The sequence below is a fragment of the Ruegeria sp. SATB027 genome (genome assembly GCF_059613825.1).
The window spans coordinates 127026-149378 of record NZ_JBXWTH010000047.1 but is presented as its reverse complement, the minus strand read 5'-3'; the positions used below and the strand labels follow the sequence as shown (position 1 = coordinate 149378).

At 58.7% G+C, this 22353-nt stretch carries 21 protein-coding genes; 13 read left to right on the top strand and 8 right to left on the bottom strand.

From position 1 onward, the window contains the following. Positions 1–95 precede the first annotated feature (95 nt). On the bottom strand, positions 96–1319 hold the full coding sequence (hemA, locus tag AC2FPW_RS14425) for a 5-aminolevulinate synthase (protein WP_267364005.1): 1224 nt from the start codon (positions 1317–1319) through the stop codon (positions 96–98). A gap of 326 nt (positions 1320–1645) precedes the next feature. Here hemA and AC2FPW_RS14420 point away from each other — a divergent pair, with 326 nt between their 5' ends. Next, a complete protein-coding gene (locus AC2FPW_RS14420) occupies positions 1646–3031 on the top strand; it encodes a M20/M25/M40 family metallo-hydrolase (protein WP_267364004.1) in 1386 nt (461 codons plus the stop codon). 153 nt (positions 3032–3184) lie between these two features. On the opposite strand, the gene lpdA is transcribed toward AC2FPW_RS14420, so the two are convergent. Next, positions 3185–4579, bottom strand: a complete 1395-nt coding sequence (gene lpdA, locus AC2FPW_RS14415; RefSeq protein WP_267364003.1) for a dihydrolipoyl dehydrogenase — start codon at positions 4577–4579, stop codon at positions 3185–3187. A gap of 215 nt (positions 4580–4794) precedes the next feature. On the opposite strand from lpdA, the gene AC2FPW_RS14410 reads away from it, so the two are divergent. After that, positions 4795–5229: a hypothetical protein gene (locus AC2FPW_RS14410; RefSeq protein WP_496814246.1), complete on the top strand. Its 435-nt coding sequence runs from the start codon at positions 4795–4797 to the stop codon at positions 5227–5229. A gap of 38 nt (positions 5230–5267) precedes the next feature. On the opposite strand, the gene AC2FPW_RS14405 is transcribed toward AC2FPW_RS14410, so the two are convergent. The 4 genes from AC2FPW_RS14405 to AC2FPW_RS14390 form a co-directional block, all read right to left on the bottom strand. Continuing rightward, complete coding sequence (locus AC2FPW_RS14405) at positions 5268–5843, bottom strand: DUF924 family protein (RefSeq protein ID WP_267364025.1); 576 nt, start codon at positions 5841–5843, stop codon at positions 5268–5270. A 109-nt stretch (positions 5844–5952) separates the two neighbouring features. Next, the gene (locus AC2FPW_RS14400) at positions 5953–7230 is read right to left on the bottom strand and encodes an MFS transporter (protein WP_496814244.1); all 1278 of its coding nucleotides are present in this window, start codon (positions 7228–7230) and stop codon (positions 5953–5955) included. Positions 7231–7338: 108 nt separating this feature from the next. Further along, complete coding sequence (gene queA / locus AC2FPW_RS14395) at positions 7339–8388, bottom strand: tRNA preQ1(34) S-adenosylmethionine ribosyltransferase-isomerase QueA (RefSeq protein WP_480485320.1); 1050 nt, start codon at positions 8386–8388, stop codon at positions 7339–7341. Positions 8389–8430: 42 nt separating this feature from the next. Continuing rightward, entirely contained in the window at positions 8431–11814 is a 3384-nt protein-coding gene (locus tag AC2FPW_RS14390) for a YhdP family protein (RefSeq protein WP_496814242.1), read from the bottom strand. A 68-nt stretch (positions 11815–11882) separates the two neighbouring features. Here AC2FPW_RS14390 and AC2FPW_RS14385 point away from each other — a divergent pair, with 68 nt between their 5' ends. From AC2FPW_RS14385 to AC2FPW_RS14355, 7 genes are all read left to right on the top strand, one after another. Then, a complete protein-coding gene (locus AC2FPW_RS14385; RefSeq protein WP_480584825.1) occupies positions 11883–12344 on the top strand; it encodes a peroxiredoxin in 462 nt (153 codons plus the stop codon). 89 nt (positions 12345–12433) lie between these two features. Next, entirely contained in the window at positions 12434–13252 is an 819-nt protein-coding gene (locus tag AC2FPW_RS14380) for a ferritin-like domain-containing protein (RefSeq protein WP_267364278.1), read from the top strand. A gap of 173 nt (positions 13253–13425) precedes the next feature. Next, positions 13426–14757 (top strand): DUF5930 domain-containing protein, encoded by a 1332-nt coding sequence (locus AC2FPW_RS14375; RefSeq protein WP_496814241.1) that lies wholly within the window; start codon positions 13426–13428, stop codon positions 14755–14757. Next, positions 14747–15247: a bactofilin family protein gene (locus tag AC2FPW_RS14370; protein ID WP_209596778.1), complete on the top strand. Its 501-nt coding sequence runs from the start codon at positions 14747–14749 to the stop codon at positions 15245–15247. The genes AC2FPW_RS14375 and AC2FPW_RS14370 overlap by 11 nt, the downstream gene beginning before the upstream one ends. A 118-nt stretch (positions 15248–15365) precedes the next feature. Continuing rightward, complete coding sequence (locus AC2FPW_RS14365) at positions 15366–16187, top strand: M90 family metallopeptidase (RefSeq protein WP_496814240.1); 822 nt, start codon at positions 15366–15368, stop codon at positions 16185–16187. Positions 16188–16289: 102 nt separating this feature from the next. After that, positions 16290–16979, top strand: a complete 690-nt coding sequence (aqpZ, locus tag AC2FPW_RS14360) for an aquaporin Z (protein ID WP_496814239.1) — start codon at positions 16290–16292, stop codon at positions 16977–16979. A gap of 98 nt (positions 16980–17077) precedes the next feature. Beyond that, positions 17078–17920 carry an alpha/beta fold hydrolase gene (locus tag AC2FPW_RS14355; protein ID WP_496814237.1) on the top strand — a complete coding sequence of 281 codons (843 nt, stop codon included), beginning with the start codon at positions 17078–17080 and terminating at the stop codon, positions 17918–17920. A 41-nt stretch (positions 17921–17961) separates the two neighbouring features. On the opposite strand, the gene AC2FPW_RS14350 is transcribed toward AC2FPW_RS14355, so the two are convergent. Both AC2FPW_RS14350 and AC2FPW_RS14345 read right to left on the bottom strand, forming a co-directional pair. Then, positions 17962–18519 carry a peptidylprolyl isomerase gene (locus AC2FPW_RS14350; protein ID WP_209503603.1) on the bottom strand — a complete coding sequence of 186 codons (558 nt, stop codon included), beginning with the start codon at positions 18517–18519 and terminating at the stop codon, positions 17962–17964. Continuing rightward, positions 18512–19018, bottom strand: a complete 507-nt coding sequence (locus AC2FPW_RS14345) for a peptidylprolyl isomerase (RefSeq protein ID WP_209503601.1) — start codon at positions 19016–19018, stop codon at positions 18512–18514. Before AC2FPW_RS14345 ends, AC2FPW_RS14350 begins: the two co-directional genes overlap by 8 nt. A 133-nt stretch (positions 19019–19151) precedes the next feature. Between AC2FPW_RS14345 and AC2FPW_RS14340 the strand changes: the two genes are divergently transcribed. The 4 genes from AC2FPW_RS14340 to pdhA all read left to right on the top strand — a co-directional run bounded on the left by AC2FPW_RS14340 (position 19152) and on the right by pdhA (position 22349). Continuing rightward, complete coding sequence (locus tag AC2FPW_RS14340) at positions 19152–20342, top strand: phosphoglycerate kinase (RefSeq protein WP_496814235.1); 1191 nt, start codon at positions 19152–19154, stop codon at positions 20340–20342. 72 nt (positions 20343–20414) lie between these two features. Continuing rightward, a complete protein-coding gene (locus AC2FPW_RS14335; RefSeq protein WP_496814233.1) occupies positions 20415–20759 on the top strand; it encodes a lysozyme inhibitor LprI family protein in 345 nt (114 codons plus the stop codon). 141 nt (positions 20760–20900) lie between these two features. Next, a complete protein-coding gene (locus tag AC2FPW_RS14330; RefSeq protein WP_209503595.1) occupies positions 20901–21200 on the top strand; it encodes an FtsB family cell division protein in 300 nt (99 codons plus the stop codon). A 159-nt stretch (positions 21201–21359) separates the two neighbouring features. After that, positions 21360–22349 carry a pyruvate dehydrogenase (acetyl-transferring) E1 component subunit alpha gene (gene pdhA / locus AC2FPW_RS14325; RefSeq protein WP_209503593.1) on the top strand — a complete coding sequence of 330 codons (990 nt, stop codon included), beginning with the start codon at positions 21360–21362 and terminating at the stop codon, positions 22347–22349. Positions 22350–22353 lie beyond the last annotated feature (4 nt).

Below are 22353 nucleotides of genomic sequence, written 5' to 3'. Positions count from 1 at the left end.
CGTTAGCGGCGAATCATCCCCAAAACGATTCGTCTGCCAATTTTGTTAGCGTAAGCTTAACACGCGGCAAATACGTTGCACACTTTGGCGTGAGGTTAACCGGCAAGTTCGGCGCGATTTAGCGCACAATGTGACCAAAGTTCGTCCATCGCCTGTACCAGACGGTTCATTTCGTCAGGTCCATGCACCGGAGAAGGGGTAAAGCGCAGACGCTCGGTTCCGCGCGGAACGGTCGGGAAATTGATCGGTTGCACATAAATGCCGTAATCATCCAACAGCATATCGCTGAGCTTCTTGGTATGGACCGGGTTTCCGACGATCACGGGCACGATATGGCTTCCGTGGTCGATCAGCGGCAGTCCCATCCCCTTCAACCGCAGCTTGAGGATTTTGGCCTGCGTCTGATGCTGCTCGCGCAGTTCAGGTGCAGTTTTCAGGTAGGCAACAGATGCGGCAGCCCCGGCCGCAACCGCAGGTGGCAGGGACGTGGTAAAGATAAAGCCCGGTGCGTATGACCGCACGGCGTCGCACATCTTAGCGCTGGCCGCGATATAGCCGCCCATCACGCCATAGGCCTTTGCCAGCGTGCCGTTGATGATGTCGATTCGGTGGGCAAGGTTATCGCGCTCGGTCACACCGCCCCCGCGGGGGCCATACATGCCTACCGCATGAACTTCGTCGATATAGGTCAGTGCGCCGAATTCATCTGCCAGATCACAGATTTCTTCGATTGGACCAAAATCGCCGTCCATTGAATAAACCGACTCGAATACGATCAGTTTGGGCGCGGCGGGGTCATCCGCCTCAAGCAATTCGCGCAGATGCGCCACGTCATTGTGCCGGAAGATGCGCTTAGCCCCGCCATTCCGGCGTACGCCTTCGATCATCGAGGCATGGTTCAGCGCGTCAGAATAGATGATCAGGCCAGGGAACAGTTTGGGCAGCGTGCTGAGCGTTGCGTCATTGGCGATATAGGCGCTGGTAAAAAGCAGCGCGGCTTCCTTGCCGTGCAGATCGGCCAGTTCAGCCTCAAGCCTTTTGTGATAAACTGTGGTGCCCGAGATATTGCGTGTACCGCCCGAACCTGCACCGGCTGCATCAACAGCTTCGTGCATTGCATTCAGAACGACCGGGTTTTGCCCCATGCCCAGATAATCGTTGCCGCACCATACGGTGATATTCTGCTGTGACCCGTCCGGACGCGTGCGCACCGCATGGGGGAAATGTCCATTGCGACGTTCGATATCGATAAAGGTCCGGTAACGACCTTCATCATGCAGCCTGGCAATCGCTGAATCGAGCTGAGCAGTATAGTCCAAAGGACCCTCCTTGAACGCCCGTATCCGGTTTCCCACTGGGCGATATTTTCGCCACCTCCCACAGCTTACCCTGTTTCGGTGGCTTTGTGTTCCCTTATTCAGCTGGTTACAGCCGAAAAGGTGAACCCAACTTTGATTTGCATCAAATATAAGTTTGCACCCCGTCCGACAAGTAAAGTTACGGCCATCGGACGCGTGGAAACGACGCAGGGCTCGCCGCCCTACCCAAGCTTACACTGCCGGGCCGCAATCCGTGTCAACACCTCTGGACGGCGCCGACAACGCTGCTAGGGTTCGCAGGAACAAAAAACAGGCAGGAGCCCCCCATGTCGCTAGACGCCGTGCTGAACCGGATTGACGAAGATCTGCAAACCTCGATCGACCGCCTGATGGAACTGCTGCGCATCCCGTCGATCTCGACCGACCCCGCATACAAGGCCGAGGTCAGCCGCGCCGCGGACTGGCTGGTTGCCGATCTGAACAGTATCGGAATTGCGGCTGAGAAACGGGAAACACCTGGCCACCCAATGGTTGTCGGTCACGTGGGTGAGGACGCGACTGCGCCGCATTTCCTGTTTTACGGCCACTACGATGTGCAGCCGGTCGATCCGCTGAACCTGTGGAACCGGGATCCGTTCGATCCCGCCATTGAGGACACCGAAACCGGTCCGGTCATCCGCGGACGCGGAGCATCAGACGACAAGGGTCAGTTGATGACTTTTGTCGAAGCCTGCCGCGCCTGGAAGGCCGTGCACGGATCCTTGCCGTGCCGCATAACTTTCTTTTTCGAGGGCGAAGAAGAGTCAGGCTCGCCCTCACTGGTTCCCTTCCTCAAGGAAAATGCCGCAGAACTCAAAGCGGATCTGGCGCTGGTCTGCGATACATCCATGGTGTCACGCGGCGTTCCGTCGATTGCGGCGCAGTTGAGGGGCATGCTGAAGGACGAATTTACCATCGTGGGACCGCGCATCGACCTGCATTCCGGCCACTATGGCGGCCCGGGCCTGAACCCGCTGCGCGAACTGTCAAAAATCGTGACCTCTTTTTATGACGACGAAACCGGGCGGGTCGCGGTCGACGGGTTCTACGAAGGTGTGCATGAAGTACCCGAAGACCAGTTGCGCCAATGGCAGAATTGCGGCTTCGACGAAGCGGATTATCTGAATTCGGTCGGCTACACCCAACCGCATGGCGAAAAGGGGTACTCCACCTTGGAGCAACAATGGGCACGACCAACGCTCGAAGTGAACGGTCTGTGGGGCGGTTATAACGGTGCGGGCTCCAAAACCGTTATTCCGTCCAAGGCCCATTGCAAAATTACCTGCCGCCTTGTTGGTGACATGGACCCGGACGCGCTGCGCGCCAAAATCCGCAAACATGTCGAGGATCGGCTCTCCCCTGACGCCAAAGTGGTCTGGGACAACGACATGGAAGGCTCTCCCGCTTCGGTCATGAATATCACCCGCTCCGAATTCGAAGCCGCGCGCGGCGCGCTGTCGGATGAATGGGACCGCGAGGCAGTGTTCACCGGCATGGGGGGATCAATCCCTGTTGTCGGCTATTTCAACACCGTTCTGGGGCTCGACTCGATGCTGGTTGGATATGCAAACGAAGATGATGCCATCCATTCGCCGAACGAGAAATATGACGTGAAAAGCTTCCACAAGGGCATCCGGTCATGGGCGCGCATTCTGGATGCTTTGAACACATAGGTTTTTTGCGAGGCTCTGCCTCGCGCTCCGGGATATTTGCAGCCAGATGAATAAAGGATCCCTGCTTCATCTGGCCCAAAATATCCCGGGGGAGGCGCGCGGCACGCGCGGCGGGGGCAGAGCCCCCACCCGGTCGGGGCAAATACGCCGATCTTACATATGGATCACGCGGCCATAGGCATCCAGCACGCTTTCGTGCATCATCTCTGACAGTGTCGGGTGCGGGAAGACGGTGTTCATCAGGTCTTCTTCCGTTGTCTCCAACTGGCGACCAACCACGTATCCCTGAATCAGTTCGGTGACTTCGGCACCGATCATGTGGGCGCCCAGCAACTCGCCTGTTTTTGCATCGAATACGGTTTTGATCAGCCCGTCCGGTTCACCCAAAGCGATGGCCTTGCCATTGCCGATAAAGGGGAAGCGGCCGACTTTGATGTCGTAACCCAGTTCCTTGGCTTTTGCTTCGGTATATCCAACCGAGGCAACCTGAGGCTGGCAATAGGTGCACCCTGCGATGCTTTCGGGTTTGACCGGATGCGCATGTTGACCGGCGATGAGGTCCGCGACCATAACACCCTCGTGGCTTGCTTTGTGCGCAAGCCAGGGCGCGCCCGCGATGTCACCGATCGCATAAAGGCCCTCAACCCCGGTGCGGCAATACGCGTCCGTGACCACATGTGTCCGGTCGATCTTGACGCCCAGAGCTTCCAGACCGAGGTTTTCGACATTGCCAACGATCCCGACGGCCGAGATCACTGTGTCGAACTCGTGTTTTTCAACCTTGCCTTTAACCTCGATATGCGCGGTCACTTTCCCCTTGCCACGATCCAACTGCTTGACCATGGCCTTTTCCATGATGGTCATGCCCTGTTTGGTGAACGCCTTCTTGGCCAATGCGCTGATCTCGGCATCTTCTACCGGCAACACCCGGTCCATCACCTCGACAACCGTGGTGTCTGCGCCCAGCGTATTGTAGAAACTGGCGAATTCGATGCCGATCGCACCAGACCCGATGACGAGCAGTTTTTTCGGCATCCGCGGCGGTTGCAGCGCGTGCTTGTAGGTCCAGACCAGATCGCCATCAGCTTCAAGGCCCGGCAGTTCCCGCGCCCGTGCCCCGGTTGCGAGAATGATGTTCTTGGCGGTCAGTTCCTCGGTGCCTTTGTCGGTCTTGACGCTGACCCTGCCCTTTGCGGGGATCGTGGCCTGACCCATCACAACGGCAACCTTGTTCTTCTTCAGCAGATGGCCGATGCCACCTGACAGCTGCGCAGCTACGCCACGGGATCGTTTGACCACCGCGTCCAGGTCATATCCGATCTTTTCGGCTTTCAGACCGAAATCCTTGGCGCGCTCCATCAGATGGAACACTTCGGACGACCGCAACAGCGCCTTGGTGGGAATACAGCCCCAGTTCAGGCAGATCCCCCCCAAATGCTCGCGCTCGACAACCGCGGTTTTCAAGCCCAGCTGGGCTGCGCGGATTGCAGCGACATAGCCGCCGGGGCCAGCCCCGATTACGATCAGATCATAGGATTGTGCAGCCATGTGTTCCTCTCGGCGCAGGAGTTGAAAATTTAGTTTACCATTAAACTATTATTCGGAACGCATCAATATACCCGTCCCGCGACAAATAGGACGCAGGGTAAGCGATGCCTGAACTTGCGGATTTCAGCCTATACCCCGGGCCATGCAATGGCTAGAAAAGAAACGCCGACACCGGTCGGACCTATTCTTTTCTCAACCCATTCAAGGGGCTGACCATGGCCAAAACTCTGAAAGATCTGCTGCTTGCCCTGCTCAACGCCACATTGATACTTGTTGCGCTGTGCCTGTTTCTGGGCTGGAAACTGGCGTCGAAAGCCGAAAGCATCACTGCTGAAGTCTCGCAAACGGTTCAGGCCGTGACCCCCATCCGGGATGAGGTGAAGGGCATTCGGGACGAGCTTGCGGCGCTGCGGACTGATTTGACGGCGATTTCACAGCAAGACACGTTGGCAGACAGCCAAGCCGCGCAAAACCTCCGGGCAACGCTGGGCCGCCTGAATGCAGCAGAACAGAAGCTGCAAACGGTTCAGGAGCGGATTTCGGAACTTGCTGACACGCCAGAAGTGCTGATTGCGCAGGCGATCCAAACCGGTGCCGATATCGCAGCGGAACGCGTTCTGGCATTAAGGGGATGCACGCCTGAGTCATAAAGCGCAGCCGCGGCCAAAGCGCGGTTGCGGTTAAGCGATTAGCCCGTTGCCTGTAGTTCGCGCACGGTCGTGCCGTACCCGCCCATATCGACATAGGCAGTTTCATGCGGGGTCGAGCTGCGGGACAACGCTGCGTTCCGATACGGGAAACGACCAAACTTGCGGATCACCTCGCGATGCGCTCTGGCGTGCAGCAGGTTGCTTGCGTCGCTGCTCATGTTTTGGCAGATCAGACGCACACAGCGTTCCTGATCGCACAGGTTTTCCGAGTGCATCATGGGCAGGTAAAAGAACTGTCTGGCCGGCTCGTCGATCTTCTTGTCCCAGCCTTTGTCGACTGCGCATTTTGCTGCCGCCAATGCCGCACGATCAGTCGAGAAGGCACGCGCCTCCCCCCGGAACATGTTACGTGGGAACTGATCTGTCAGGATGATATAGGCCAGCGCCCCGCTGGGGTAAGTCAACCAGAGCGAAAACCGGCCCGCTGCCGCCGCTTCCCAAGTTGGCTGAAACCGCGCCCGAATGTCTGCATCCAGCGCCTCATCCTCAAGATACCAACCCTTAGGGCCAACTTCATCTAACCAAAAACTCAATACTTCTTCAGGCGTTACCATTGCCTTAAACTCCGTCAATTGCCCGCGCCCCAGACGTAACGTCATTTAAGTCCCTTTTACAGAACTGTTACAGTAACATATTGCAACACAAACGACATAATTCCGTGTCTCAAGCGGTTTCGCGCGAACCCTCTTCGAACTCGGCTTCTGCCGCCTCTATCGCAACTTCCTGTGCAACCTCGAATGCAACGGGCGATGCGGTTGGATAAAGCGTCGACATGGTGCTGGTTTCATCAACAGGAATGGCTGCACGCTGGGTCATCCGGTAGACCGAATAGGCGGCCAACGCGACAAGCAACACGGCGATGATCAGGAAAAAGCTCGGCGGGCCAAACACTGCATCCCCCATCAGCCAACCTGTGATAACAGGTCCGGTAATTGCCCCAAGGCCGTTGATAAAGATCAGGCCGCCGGATGCCGCGGCCATATCTTCGTATTCCAGAAAATCGTTGGTGTGCGCAATCAGCAATGAATACAAAGGGTTGGTCATTCCGCCGATCACAAAAGCAGACGCCAGAAGGATTTCGAAGGAAAAGCCATAAAGCATACCACTGACGGCGCCAACAGCCCCGGTTGCCGCAACCAACAGGATCAGGAAACGCCTGTCCATCCGGTCGGAAAACCAGCCCAGCGGGTATTGCAGGACAATTGCCCCAACATAGAACGCCGCCACAAATGCCGAGATTTCAACCAAGGACAATCCGGCCTGAGCCCCATAAACCGCCGACATCCCAAACTGCGCCGAGAACACGCCCCCCAGCAGGAACATGCCGACACACCCCAGCGGAGAGCTTTTCATCAACTCCCGCAGCGTCATCGGCTTGGTGGTATCGAACGCCGGAGTTGGTGAGATCGACAGCAAAATCGGTGCGAAAGAAACCGAAACAAGGATCGAGGCGATCACGAATGTTTCGTACCCGGCCGGGTCGCCCAACAGGAAAAGGCCCTGCGCGCCGATGATACCCAACATCTGAACGATCATGTAAAGCGACAGGGCCTGCCCGCGATTTTCGTTATTTGCTGCGTTGTTGAGCCAGCTTTCCGCAGTGACGTAAACACCCGAGAAACAGAACCCGATCACCACGCGCCCCAGAACCCAGGCAATCGGGTCTGCCAGCATCGGATACATGATCATCACGGCCGAAATGAAAGACGCCAGTGCCGCAAAGACCCGCACATGGCCAACACGCCGGATCATCTCGGGCGCAAGCCGTGAACCGCCCAGAAAACCAACGAAATAAGCTGACATTACAAAAGACATCTCAAGGGTCGAAAATCCCTCAAGCTGTCCACGAACACCCAGGATCGTGCCCTGAAGGCCGTTTCCGACCATCAGCAACCCCATGCCGAGCAACAATGCCCATGCGCTGGACAGAACCTGAATCATTTGGGCCTCCGATAGGTGCCAACCTTGTTTGAGTTTTGTTCTGCGATCAAAGACCGCTTCCATCGCGCTTGTCTACGACATTCCCTGTCGGTGATGCCGTATGCGCGCCTATCCGGGGATCAAAAGCGACGCATCGCCATAAGAAAAGAACCGGTATTTCTGCGCGATGGCATGGGTGTAAACCTCGCGCATCCGGTCCTGACCCATCAACGCCGAAACCAGCATCAGCAACGTGGATTTCGGCAGATGAAAATTTGTCATCAGCGCATCGGTAACGTGAAACCGGAAACCGGGATAGATGAAGATATCGGTGTCACCTTCCCACGGTTCGATCGTGCCCGAACGCGCAGCACTTTCGATCAGGCGCAGGGCAGTGGTGCCCACCGGGATGACACGCCCGCCCGCAGCTTTGGTGGCCTGTATCTCGGCGACAGCCTCGGCGCTGACCTGCCCCCATTCGGCGTGCATCTTGTGGGTTGTCACATCCTCGACCTTGACCGGCAGGAAGGTTCCGGCGCCAACATGCAGGGTCACATGTGTGACGGCGACACCCCGTTCCGACAAAGCCTGCATCAGGGCATCGTCAAAATGCAACGAGGCGGTCGGCGCTGCCACCGCACCGGACTTGCGGGCCCAGATGGTCTGATAATCCGTCTTGTCCTGCTCATCGGCCGGACGTTTGGCGGCAATATAGGGCGGCAACGGCATCGCACCGGCCTGATCCAGCGCCTTGTCGAAATCCTGACCGCTGAGATTGAAGCGCAAAAAGGCCTGCCCGTCTTTCACCCGATCCAGCGTCGCGCTCAGATCGGCGGAAAATACAATCTCTTCCCCCGGCTTCACTTTCTTCAGCGGCTTGATGAGCGCAGACCAGGTGCCATCGGCCTGCGGATCCAGCAGAGTGGCCTCGACCCCGGCGGAAACCGGGCCTTGCGCGCTGTCCCTGTGGCGCCGCCCGTTCAGACGCGCCGGGATAACGCGTGTGTCGTTCAACACCAGCCGGTCACCCGGACGCAGGAAATCGGGCAGATCGAACACGTGGCTGTCCACTGTACCACCCCCCTGCGCCACAAGCAGGCGCGCAGAGGATCGCGGGCAGGCAGGCCGCGTGGCAATCAGGTCGTCGGGCAGGTCGAAATCAAAATCGCTGAGCTTCATGACCGCGCCTTACAACCCCACAAAAGATTCTGCCATATCCCGTCAGCGGTCACTGGGAGGAGAGCCAAAAGTCGGTTTCGGCTCGTCAGGTTCCACCGGCGCAGCATTGGGGCCATCCGAGACCGTTGGCGCAGGCTGACGCAAGAGATCACGCAGAAACAGGGGCGCCAGACCGGACAGAGGGTTCACCGCGACTTTGGGCGAAGATATCGGCCCGGTCAGCGTGTAATTGAACCCAATGACGCCTTCACCCTTGCGGGTAAACACGCTGCCAACGGCATTGAGAAGGTAAATCGGTGAAATCGCCCCCCGCAGGTTCAGCAGGCTGTTCACGGTGTCGATTGTGCCATCAAACGAAAGCCCCATTGACGGGCCAACAGCGCTGCCACTCAGCACTTTGATGTCAGTGGGCGATATCCTCATGCGGCTGTCAATCGCCGAAAAGAAGATCCCCTGCCCGGCCATCTCGTCCAGCAGACCAACAAGGCTGATCGCGTTCAGGATCGCGGCCATGGCCGGGGCGTCGGTGATCCGGGTATTAACGATTTTCAGGATCACGTCGTAACTGCCGGGCGCAGCCACCGGTTCAAGCTTGAGGTCCAGATCACCGCCGCGCGCCTGCGTCAGAACCCCGGCTGATCGCAAAACGGCCCCCGCGTCTTTCGACGTCAGGTCAACGGCGCTTCGATTTCCCCGCGGGGTCACTTGACCGGCAACAGCCGCTCCGCCGTTCACCCGCGCTGTGAAAGTGCCATTTACGCCACCGGTCGTCTGGAACGCACCCCGGAAACCTGTCAGCGCAACGGTTTCGGTGACCTGAAGACGGTCCAATGTCACGTCCAGTTTTGGTCCGGCACCTCCGCCTCCGCCCGATCCGCCGCTTTCCCCGAAGTTTGCACGCCCCATGTTCAGCACACCGCCTAAGACGCGGATATCCGGGACAGCAGCCCCCCGCCCGATCAGTTCCGCCGGAACCGCCAGCCAGTCCCCCAGATCGAACGAGCTGAACTGGACACGGTCATATTCACCGTTTTCGTGAAAGGAAATGGATGCGGTTGTGCGCAGTCCCGCTGCGTTGATCCGCAGGTCGTCCACTTTCAGCTGCGCGCCCAACGTCGCGTCGGCAGTCAGCGATCCTTTGGTGTTCGCCGCCTTGCGCCAGCCGAGTTCAGGGATAGCTAGCGCCACGCCCTGAAGGTCCGAAACAACAGACAGTTTCGGAGGTGCCCCAGCGCCCAGGCCCAGTGTAATTTCGGCAACCCCTTTGCCCGTCAGCATCCCCGGCGGCAGGCCGGCCCTGATCTCATCCATCAGACGTGGGGACAGTTCGATCTGGCCGGTCAAGGTGCTGCGCTGTTCGGTTTCGCCGTCAATAGGCTGCTGCCAAAGTGCTTCTAGCGGAACATCGCCGAACTGACCCAGTCCCTGAATCTGAACACCCGACTGATTGCCGGAAATATCCAGCATCGGGGCACTTACGGAAAATCCCGGTACCAGACGGTCACTGGACAGATTGGCCAGCGTTCCGTTGAAGTGAAATTCGGTATCCTGAAACTTCAGCTCTTTTATCAGCGGCAGGGACAGCGTTCCGGTCAACGCGACCGTGCCTTTGGCAACATCAACGGGCAACCCGGCCTTGCTCAGCAATTCCAGCGGTGGTCGGTCCAGCAGCGACAATGCAGAGGTCACGCTGCCCTTTGCCTGAATACGCGCGATGCCGGGTGCGGATTTCTTGATATCCGTGTCAGGTATGATGAAGGACGTCCCCGCGGCATCCACACTCCCCCCGTCATCGGCGACCACCACCCCCTGCTGCGCGGTGACCGTAAACCGGCTGTCGATCAGACTGGCCTGACCTTGTGCATCTTCGATCGGCGGCAGGGTCTTGGCAAAGCGGACCTTGCCCTGTTCGAACCCGAAATCAAGATACAGGTCCGGTTTGGAACCGGGCTCCAGACGCAGGGCGAAATCCATGTCCGACAAAACCCCCTGATAAAGATGTTCCGTCACCCATTCCCGTGGCTTCGGCGCCAGACGCTCGGGCCAGTAACTCAGAACATTGTCCGAGCTCATCTGATCCAGATGGGCATCCAGCGCCACAGCCCAGCCATCGGGACGACCATGCAAAACCCCGAAGGCGCGCACGGTATGGCCCGGATCCTCGATGGTCATCTGGCCAAGGCGCAACTGGAACGGGTTGAACGCCATCTTGAAATCCACGCTGGCACGCGACAACTGAATCGGCTCCGGGAAAAGATTTGCCGGGTTCACATTGATCCCGGACAAGCGCAGCTGCGTCTCCAGACTGTCCAGCACACCGTCCTCAGCCCCTTGCAGAAACGCCTTTCCATCGGCCTGAACTGTGCCCCAGGCCGACACCACCGATACCTCATTGAAGTCCAGCATCTGGGCTTTCGGGTCATAGGTGAAATACGTGCGGGCAGATTCGAAAGGAACCGGGCGCGTTTCCGGGTTGGGCTGCACCGCCCCGGCCCCCAGATTGAGGGTTGCGAACACGGTTCCTGTGGCCCCGTTCTCATCGACACTGCCCCGCAAAGCCCCTGAAATCGGTGCGCGCAGAACCTGCAACCAGGCAAGGGCCGGGCTTTGGCCTGCTATGTCTTCGGCCGGAAGATCGGTGACCGAGATGCCAAAACTGGCGGCAGGCGTGCCCAGTACGCTGGTATAGTTAGCTTCGATACTGCTGACATAGTCACGCCCGGCCAGAACCGAAAACCCGGTCGCAAGCCGCACTTCGTTGTCACTGCGGTTCGCCTGAATATGCCCACCGTCCAGAACCCACGACCGCCCCTGCCGCAGGTCGCGGTAATCCAGCGTAATCGCATCAAGTTCGACCGAGGTCAGCGCCGACAGGAGCGGAGACTGAAACACCTCGTCCGATCCCTCGATCAGCTGTGCAAGGTCCGGCGCTTCCTGCACCGGCGCGCTGCCCGATCCCACGGTCAGGGTCAGCGCCCCGTCCTGATCGCGGGTCATGGCGATCTGCGCGCCACTCAGAATGATGCGCTTGGGCCGAACCTGACCACGCAGCAAGGGGCGCATGGCCAGGCTGGCGCGCATATCGGATACCTGCGCAATCTGCTGGCCTGCGGCGTCACTGATGGCAACATCGGTCAGCCGCAGACGGGGGCGCCAGCCTTCGTGGATGATGAAACTGACGTCTCCAAACCGGATTTGCAGCCCGCCCAACGCCCGTTCCAGCCGGGCTTCGACCCTGTCGCGCAGCCAGACCGGCGCGTGCATCCTCTGCCCCACGACCATGAAACCGGTGAACATCGCCAGAAGCACCAGCACGATGGCCCCACGCATGGCCCACAGACCAGCGGTGCGGCGGCGCGACCGACGGCGCACAGGCTTGCCCGGCTTTGCTTCGTCGTCTTCGTGCTGCTTCAATTTGCTATCCACGCCTTCCAACCCGCACGCGTTGCCCTATGATGACGGGCAGCCTTTAAAAACCTTTAGCGGAGTTTCCAATGCCCGACGTTTCAGACATCGCCCCCGACTTCACTTTGCCGCGCGACGGCGGTGGCGAGGTGACGCTTTCGGCGTTGCGCGGTGGCACCGTGGTTTTGTTCTTCTATCCCCGTGATGATACGCCGGGCTGCACCAAGGAATCCATCGGTTTCTCAGAGCAGCTTCAGGCGTTTACCGATGCAGGGGCTCACGTTTTCGGCATTTCGCGGGACAGCGTCGCCAAGCATGACAAGTTTGTCGCCAAACACGGGCTGACCACTCCGCTCTTGTCGGACGAAGGTTCGACCGTCTGCGAAGACTATGGCGTATGGGTTGAAAAGAACATGTATGGCCGGAAATCGATGGGGATCGAGCGATCGACCTTTATCATTGATAGCGAGGGACGCATTGCCAAGGTCTGGCGCAAGGTCAAGGTGCCCGGCCACGTGGATGAGGTGCTGGAAGCGGTGAAGGCGCTCTAAGCCCCCCTCGACCTGCCGCGCCATCTGGTCTATCACCCGCGCTGACATGCCTAAGGCGGAGCGACCCGGTGCCCAAAACACTGACACAGATGGCGACAGAGGTTCTGACAACAGCGGACGGGCGGGCCAAAACCGCCCTGTCCAAAGCCCATGCCGCCGCGTGGTTTGCCTCCCGCAAGGCCGAGGGTGAGCCGATCGAGATCGGCACCGCATCACCGCCACTGTCCCCCGCGCGCCCGGACAAGCCCGCGCTGTTGTCTCCGCGCGAAGTACCCAAACGGAAACCGGGTACCGAGGCCGGGCGCATTGCCCTGCTGCACGCGGTTGCCCATATCGAACTGAACGCCGTCGATCTGCACTGGGACATCATCGCGCGCTTTGGCCATGTACCCATGCCCATCGGGTTCTATGATGACTGGGTGAAATGCGCCGAAGAAGAATCGCGCCATTTCGAGATGGTCTGCGATTGTCTGGAACAGATGGGCAGCCACTATGGCGCCCTGCCCGCCCATGCTGGCATGTGGCGCGCCGCCGAAGATACAGCCGAAGATCTGATGGGGCGGCTGGCCGTTGTACCCATGGTGCTTGAGGCGCGTGGGCTGGATGTCACTCCCGGCATGATCGAGATATTCCGCAAGGCCAAGGCCGCGCAGGCCATCGCCGCGCTCGAAGTGATATATGCCGAAGAAGTCGGCCACGTCGCTTACGGCTCAAAATGGTTCCACTTCCTGTGTGGCCGCGAAAACGCCGACCCCAAGGATGTGTTTCACGCGCTGGTCCGGCGGTACTTCCACGGTGTTCTCAAGCCCCCCTTCAACGAAGAAAAACGGGCCGAAGCCGGGTTGCCCCCCGATTTCTACTGGCCCCTGACCGAAGACCTGCCGGCACCCGGAGACCTCTCGAACTGACACTTCTGCGTTATTTTCGGCAAAATCTCGCCGATCTTTGCGGGATTTCAGCGCCATTTGCACCTGATTGGTCAACAAACTTGCCCGAACGCCCCTGCCGCTTTATGCAATCGGCGCAAGGGACGGCAGGCACTCACGACCGGTTCCGATCTTGGGGATGAAAGGTAGGGCGCGTGCGAACACGTCTGGCAATAAAACTGCACTCACTGCTTGAGAGGCATTTCCCGGAACGCCGGGTCTTTCTGAAATCCGACACAGACACAAAATTTATCCGGCTCAGTTCGGAAACTCAGGTCGTCGCAATGGCCGGCGTTGCCGTCATGGTCGGATGGACAGCGGTTGCGACAGCCATATTGTTGATGGACAGCATCGGGGCCGGGAATTTCCGGGAACAGGCAAAGCGCGATCAGGCCATCTATCAGGAACGCCTGAACACCCTGTCGGCAGAACGCGATTCCCGTGCGCATGAGGCACTGGCCGCTCAGGACCGATTCAATGCCGCCCTGGACCAGATTTCCGCGATGCAGTCGGAACTGCTGGCCTCGGAAAACCGTCGCCGCGAGCTTGAGACAGGTATTGAAGTCATCCAGACGACATTGCGCGCCACGATGAAACAGCGCGAAGAGGCGCGCTCAGAGCTGGCCCAATTGAAACAGGACACCAGCGGATCCGATATGTATGCCGCGGTTTCCAGCGCCCCGGTGCAGATGGCCTTTATGACGGACGCCTTGGCGCGAACCGCCAAAGAACGCGACCTGATCGCCACCAACGCGCAGGACGCGCTGGAACAGCGGGACGATCTGGAACTGGAAATCCGTCTGATGCAGGAACGCAGCGACGAGATTTTCCGCCAGTTGGAAGAGGCGATGGTCATCTCGGTCGAACCTCTGGACAAGATGTTCCGAGAGGCCGGAATGCCGACAGATCGCATCATCGAAGAGGTCCGGCGCGGATATAGCGGTATGGGCGGTCCGCTGACCCCTTTATCCCTTAGCACACGCGGCGAAGAAGACGAGCTTTCGCCCGAAGAAGTCCGCGCAAACACGTTGCTGCGCCAGATGGATCAGCTGAACCTGTACCGGATTGCGGCGGAAAAGGCCCCCTTCGCCAGCCCGGTCAAAAGCGCGTTTCGCTTTACCAGCGGATATGGTCGCCGCCGCGACCCAAAAACCGGCGGTAGCCGGATGCACAACGGCACGGATTTTGCCGCAGCGACTGGCACCGATATCTTTGCGACCGCTGATGGCGTGGTCACGCATGCCGGTTGGCAATCAGGCTTCGGACGCCTTGTGAAAATCAAGCACGCGTTCGGAATTGAGACACTTTATGCTCATAACACCAAGATCAACGTAAAGGTCGGCCAAAGGGTCTCGCGCGGGGATCATATTGCTGATATGGGTAACACCGGACGGTCCACCGGCACGCATCTGCACTACGAGGTGCGCGTGAACGGAAATCCCGTAAACCCAATGACTTACATCAAGGCTGCGAAAAATGTTTTCTAAAAGCAAAATCAACGAGCCCGCACCCAAAGCACCCGAGGCGGCCAAACCAGCCGCTCCGGCGACCCCAGCGGCTCCTGCTCCGGCTGACGCGAAACCTGCAATGGCACCCAAACCCAAGCCGCCGGCCTCGGTTCTGTCCTCGGATCTGCACATCACCGGCAACATCAAGACCAGCGGTGACATTCAGGTGGAAGGCACTGTCGAAGGCGACATCCGCGCCCATCTGCTGACCATTGGTGAATCGGCAACGATCAAGGGCGAAGTCACCGCAGATGACGTTGTGATCAACGGTCGCATCGTTGGCCGCGTGCGTGGTCTCAAGGTTCGCCTGACCTCGACCGCCCGTGTCGAAGGTGACATCATCCACAAGACCATCGCCATTGAAAGCGGCGCGCATTTCGAAGGCTCGGTTCAGCGTCAGGACGACCCCCTGAACCCCGGCCGCAGCGCCAAAGCCGGATCGAACCCGGCGGCAGAAGTCAAACAGTAAGCAGACTGCAATTCTTGTCAGGACGCCGTGGGGAAACCCGTGGCGTCTTTTCTTTTGCGTGCCCGGTTGATCCGGGTTTCCCGTTTTCGTCCCTATCTGATCACGCTACAGTCGATCCATGTTGCTTTTTCTGACGGTTGTCGCGCTGATCGCTGGCGCTGCGGCCTTTCACTTCTGGTCGAAAAGACAATCCCGCCTGACCTTGCTGGCCACGTCGCTGTCCCAGCACCAGCGCGATATTGTGAACGCTCAGGTGCCAATTATCCGGAAACTGCCCAAAGACCTGCGCGGGGCGCTGGAAGGAAAGATCAACCTGTTTCTTGATCAGGTCGATTTCGTCGGCTGCGACGGGCTGGACGTCACCGAAGACATGCAGGTGTCGATTGCCGCGCAAGCCTGTCTGCTCGTGGTGAATACGGACCAGTGGTATGACAACCTGACGACCATTCTGGTTTACCCCGGTGCCTTCAAGTCAAAACAGCGCCGCCACAGTGGCTATGTCGTCACCGAACAGGAAATCATCCGCAGCGGCGAAAGCTGGAACCGCGGCCCCGTGATCCTGTCCTGGGCCCACAGCCAGCGCGGTGCCCTGAATGATCACGATGGCCGGAACGTCGTCTTTCACGAGTTCGCGCACCAGCTTGATGACCTCTCGGGCGCAACCAATGGTGTTCCCGTGCTCAGCAATAACCAAAGCTTTGGCGAATGGGAAACCGCCTTTCTGAACGGTTACAAGACACATGTTCACGCCGTGGAAAACGGAAAACCCACAGTGATCGATCCCTACGGCGCGGAAGGTCACGAAGAGTTCTTTGCCGTTTCGGTCGAAGTGTTCTTTGAACGGCCGAAGGAACTGAAATCCTCTGACCCGGCAATCTATGAACAGCTGTCAAAGCTTTTTCATCTTGATCCCGCTCAGTGGCACAGCGGTCCGTTCTGACCCGATTGAGGAAGCGCCGAAAAAAATTCCCCGTTCGCAACAATTTAACATAAGCTAATTCTTGAATTACGGTTAACCTCATTATTGGGCGGAGGATTTTCTATGTCATCGAAACTACTTGCCGAGTTCTTCGGCACGTTCTGGTTGGTTCTGGGGGGCTGCGGCAGTGCCGTTCTGGCGGCTGGTGTGGCAGATGTCGGCATCGGTTGGCTTGGTGTTTCCTTTGCCTTTGGCCTTACCGTTTTGACGATGGCTTACACGGTCGGCCCAATCTCAGGCGGGCATTTCAACCCGGCCGTCAGTTTGGGCCTGATGATTGGAGGACGGTTTCCGGCTAAAGACCTTCTGCCTTATTGGGTTGCACAGGTCATTGGCGCAATTGCCGCCGCAGTGGTTCTGTACCTGATTGTCAGCGGGGCACCCGATTTCGCTGGTGTCGGAGGGTTCGCGTCAAACGGGTATGGTGAGGCCTCACCACAGGGATATTCGTTGATGTCGGCTTTGATCATCGAAATCGTGATGACCGCTTTCTTCATTCTGATCATTCTGGGCGCGACGTCGGGCAAGGCACCTGCCGGGTTCGCTCCGATTGCCATCGGTCTGGCGCTGACCCTGATCCACCTGATCTCAATCCCGGTGACGAATACCTCCGTCAACCCGGCGCGCTCAACCGGCGTTGCCCTGTTTGCCGACGGCCCTGCACTGGCTCAGCTCTGGCTGTTCTGGGTAGCCCCCCTGATTGGCGGCGCAATCGGTGCCTTGATCTGGAAAGCAATGTCCTCGGATGACTGATCCGCGCGGGAAAGGTAATTATCCCGTTTACTGAAAAACACGGTATCCTTCCGTCAAATCTGGCTTGGTTACGGCCTTTGGTTCAACGAGAGGATACAATGAAGACATTCACCACAGCACTTTTCCTAAGCTGCGCCGCGACGGCAGGCTGGGCCGAAGACAAATGGCTGAGCATCCCGCAAGCCCCCCAGATGCCCGCCGCCACCGAAGCGGGCACGGCAGAGATCAACGGCATCGACATGTATTACGCCACGTATGGCGATGCGGGCGGCACCCCGGTTCTGATGATCCACGGTGGGCTTGCCCATGGCGATGTCTGGGCCGCGCAGGTTGCCGACCTGTCCCAGGATCACAGGGTAATCGTGGCGGATACGCGCGGGCACGGACGATCCACCAACGATGGCAGCCCCTATTCCTACGCGTTGTTGTCGCAGGATTATCTGGCGCTGCTGGATCATCTGGGTGTCGATCAGGTGCATCTGGTCGGCTGGTCCGACGGGGCAAATATCGGGTATTCAATCTCGACCACCAACCCGGATCGGCTGGTCAGTCACTTTGCCCATGCAGGCAATGTCACACTGGACGGGATCGATCCTTCGGTGGAAACCAACGAGGTGTTTGGCACTTATGTGGGCATGATGGCGCAAGATTATGCGGCCATGTCCCCGACTCCTGACGGGTTCGAGGCATTCCTTGGTGGGGTGGCCGCCATGTGGGGCACCGAAAAACCCGGTGGGCTTGAGGCGCTGTCATCGATCACCGTCCCGACACTTGTGGTTCAAAGCGCACATGACGAGGCCATTCTGATGGCGCATTCACAAGCAATTGCTGACGCGATTCCGGGCGCCAAGTTGCTTGTTCTGGAAGATGTCAGCCACTTCGCATCTTTTCAGGATCCCGGTGCCTATACCCGCGCCATCCGCGATTTCATCGATCAATAGGCCAAAGAAAAAGCCCGGCGCTTGAGCCGGGCTAAATCATCTTATTCGGTAACGGTAACTTTTTTCATCACATCCGGTGCACCGATGATCGCACCGTTCTGGCCTTCGCCCCGCTTGATCGCGTCGACCACATCCATACCGTCGGTCACCTGACCAACCACGGTATACTGGCCGTCCAGAAACGGGCCGGGGGCGAACATGATGAAGAACTGCGAATTGGCCGAATCCGGATCGCTGGACCGGGCCATGCCGACAACACCCCTGTCAAAACTCACGTCCGAGAACTCGGCTGGCAGATCCGCGCGATCCGACCCGCCGCGCCCGGCATAGCGCATGTCGAAGCCGTCCGCGCCCGAGTTGCCGTATTGCACGTCGCCGGTTTGCGCCATGAAGCCATCGATTACGCGATGAAACACGACGCCGTCATACTGACCGTCAGCAGCCAGAGCGGTGATCTGTTCCACATGCTGGGGTGCCACATCTTCGAACAGGTCGATCGAGATTGTGCCATTGGCCCCTTCCCCTTCGACCTCGATCTGCAAACCGCTGGCCAGCGCCGGGCTTGCCAGCAAGGCAAAAGCCGCAGCCAGTTTATGCATCTGCGGCCACCTTGACGCTGATCATGCGGTCCGGGCTTGCAGGCGGCTCGCCGCGTACGATGGCGTCCACATGCTCCATCCCGTCGATGACGCGGCCATAGACCGTGTACTGACCGTTCAGGAAGTGATTGTCCTTGAAGTTGATGAAGAACTGCGAATTGGCCGAATCCGGGTTCTGCGAGCGCGCCGCGCCCAGCGTGCCGCGATCATGGGGCAGCTTGGAAAATTCTGCCGGAACATTCGGCAGCGACGAACCGCCGGTACCCGCCATGCGCAGGTTGAACCCGTCTTCCATATCGCCATGCTGCACGTCGCCGGTTTGCGCCATGAAACCGTCGATCACACGGTGAAAGGCCACATTGTCATATTCACCGCCACGGGCCAGTTCCTTCATCCGCGCACTGTGCAAAGGCGCTACATCCGGCAGCAGCTCGATGACGACATTGCCGCCTTTCAGCTCGATGATGATTGTGTTTTCGGGGTCTTTGATCTCGGCCATGAGGCCCTCCTGTCGTTTATCTTGCGCAAATACCTATGACGCACGCGTGCGAATGCCAAGTGACGCATTGACCTGAGGGCAAAATGCAGGAAAAGAACCGCCTAAATCGGTTGCCAACGACAAGGATCGCACAATGGGCTGGAAAACACTGGACGATATGGACCTGAACGGCAAACGCGTGCTGGTGCGTGTGGATATCAACGTGCCCGTGGTTGACGGTGTTGTGACCGACGCCACCCGTATCCAAAGGATCGTCCCCTCGGTGCGCGATATTCTGGCCGCTGGCGGCAAACCGATCCTTCTGGCCCATTTTGGCCGTCCTGGTGGCGAACGGCGTGAAAGCCTGTCACTGAAACAACTGGTCCCGACTTTGGAAAGCGCTTTTGGTGCCAAGGTTCTGTTTGCCGCCGATTGCGTCGGGGCCGAGGCGGAACTGGCCGCCGGAGCCTTGCAACCCGGTCAGGTCCTGCTGCTCGAAAACACGCGCTTTCACGCGGCCGAAACCAAGAACGACGCCGATCTGGCCGCTGGCATGGCCAAGCTGGGCGATGTCTATTGCAACGATGCGTTTTCAGCCGCGCACCGCGCCCACAGCTCGACCGAGGCCATCGCCCGTCTGCTGCCCGCCTGTGCGGGCCGTCTGATGCAGGCCGAGTTGCAGGCGCTGGAAAGCGCGCTGGGTGCGCCCAAGCGCCCGGTAACGGCGGTTGTCGGCGGCGCCAAGGTCTCGACCAAGCTGGAACTGCTGGGCAATCTGATCGACAAGGTCGATTACCTGGTGATCGGTGGTGGCATGGCGAACACATTCCTTGTCGCCCAAGGCATCAGCGTTGGCAAATCACTGGCTGAAACCGCAATGAAGGACACCGCAGCCGAAATTCTGGCCAAAGCCGAAAGCTCGGGCTGCCAGATCGTCCTGCCGCGTGACATTGTGGTGGCCGAGAAATTCGAAGCCAACGCACCCCACAAGGTTCTGCCAGCCGACCAGTGCCCCGAGGATGGCATGATCCTGGACGCGGGCCCTGAAAGCGTCGCCGCGATTACCGCGATTTTCGACAAAAGCCAGACCCTGATCTGGAACGGCCCGCTGGGCGCGTTCGAACTGGAGCCGTTCGACGCGGCCACCAATGCCGCGGCCCTGAAAGCCGCGGCCCTCAGCCGGTCGGGTCAGCTGATTTCGGTCGCAGGTGGCGGTGACACGGTTGCGGCGCTGAACGCGTCGGGGGCGGCCAAGGATTTCACCTATATCTCGACCGCAGGCGGTGCGTTCCTTGAATGGATGGAAGGCAAAACCCTGCCCGGTGTCGCTGCGCTGGAACACTAAGTGACGCTGGCCGCAATTGGCCGCTTGTAACGGTTCATGGTATTATCCCCTATTTGAATGGGGGATTATACCATGAGGTCATTATACCTGCTCGTCCTTCTCGCGATGCCGTGGCCTGCAACAGCACAATCCAGCTGCGGTGGCCAGACACAGCTTGACGCAAATTTCTGTGCCAAGGAACAATGGGAAGCCGTTGACCGCGACCTCAACCGGTTATGGAAACAGATCAAGCCGGTCGCTGATGCACGTGGAAACGGCAATGCCCTTCTGGCGGAACAACGTGCGTGGCTAAAGACGCGGGACGCCACCTGCGACAAGGAACTGTCCGGCGGCGGCAGCGCTGCGCCGATGTTCTACTGGACCTGTATGAAAGAGCAGACGCTTGAAAGAAATCAGCAGCTTCAGTCCTGGCGCTGAGCTTTGACCGGGACGCACACGAAATACTGATGAAAAAACCGAATCAGGGGATTCACAACCCGAATCGCCTGTGACATAGTGCGATCAGAGGCTCGGAAAGAGCCCGTTATTGAGGCAAGTTTTCATACGGCGGTAAACAGAGTGTCCCGTTCCCATCGGCCCGGTTTGGGTGCAGTTCTCTTCTTCTCGGTGGCTTTCATGCTGGGTGTGTATTTCACCTTCGCCGCCGTTCAGGGGGATTACGGCCTGTTTCGGCGGGTCGAAATTGCGGCGGAACGGGACGCTCTGTCACGCAGTCTGGAAAAACTGAATGTCGAAATCGCCGAGATGGAAAACCTGACACGGCGTTTGTCCGACACCTATCTGGATCTGGACCTGCTGGACCAGCAGGCGCGCTCGGTTCTGGGCATGATCCGGTCGGACGAAATTGTGATCCGCTGATCAAGGACCCTTTTCAGAAAAAGCAACTCAGGCCCGGCGTTTCGGCCAGGATGCGCCGCGCCGAACGCTGCGTCACATTTCCCCTCGCCAGAAAGCCCCAAATGCTTTATGAGATAGTTTAACGCTAAACTATCTGTCCGAAAGGGGGAGATCGCCACGATGGCTGCGCGAAAAACCACAAAGAAACCAAATGTTTCTGCGGAAGAACTCCAGACATACTACCGCGAGATGCTGCTGATCCGCCGATTCGAGGAAAAGGCCGGTCAGCTTTATGGCATGGGCCTGATCGGTGGGTTCTGCCACCTTTATATCGGACAAGAGGCCGTTGTTGTCGGGCTCGAGGCCGCTGCAGAGGAAGGCGACAAGCGCATCACCTCGTATCGCGACCACGGTCACATGCTGGCCTGCGGAATGGATCCGGGCGGCGTGATGGCCGAACTGACCGGGCGCATCGGTGGCCTGTCCAAAGGCAAGGGCGGCTCGATGCACATGTTCTCGAAAGAAAAGCACTTCTACGGCGGGCACGGTATCGTCGGCGCGCAGGTTCCGCTGGGCGCGGGGCTGGCTTTTGCCGACAAGTACAAGGAAAACGGCCGCGTGACCTTCACCTATTTCGGGGACGGTGCCGCGAACCAGGGTCAGGTGTATGAGACCTTCAACATGGCGGCCATCTGGGGCTTGCCGGTGATTTTCGTGATCGAGAACAACCAATACGCCATGGGCACCGCACAGTCCCGCTCGACCTCGACCAAGGACATCTTCCATCGCGGCGAGGCGTTCGGCATTCCGGGCGAGATCGTCAACGGCATGGATGTGCTGGCGGTCAAGGAAGCGGGTGAAAAAGCTGTCGCGCACTGTCGCGCAGGCAAAGGCCCCTATATCCTGGAAATCAAGACCTACCGCTATCGCGGCCACTCGATGTCTGACCCGGCCAAGTACCGTACCCGCGAAGAGGTTCAGAAGGTCCGCGAACAAAGCGACCCGATCGAACATGTGCGTGAGCTGCTGCTGACCGGCAAGCACGCGACCGAGGATGACCTGAAAGCGATCGACAAGGAAATCAAGGAGATCGTCAATCAGGCCGCCGAATTCTCGAAAGAAAGCCCCGAGCCTTCGGTCGAAGAGCTCTGGACTGACATTTACGCCTGAGAGG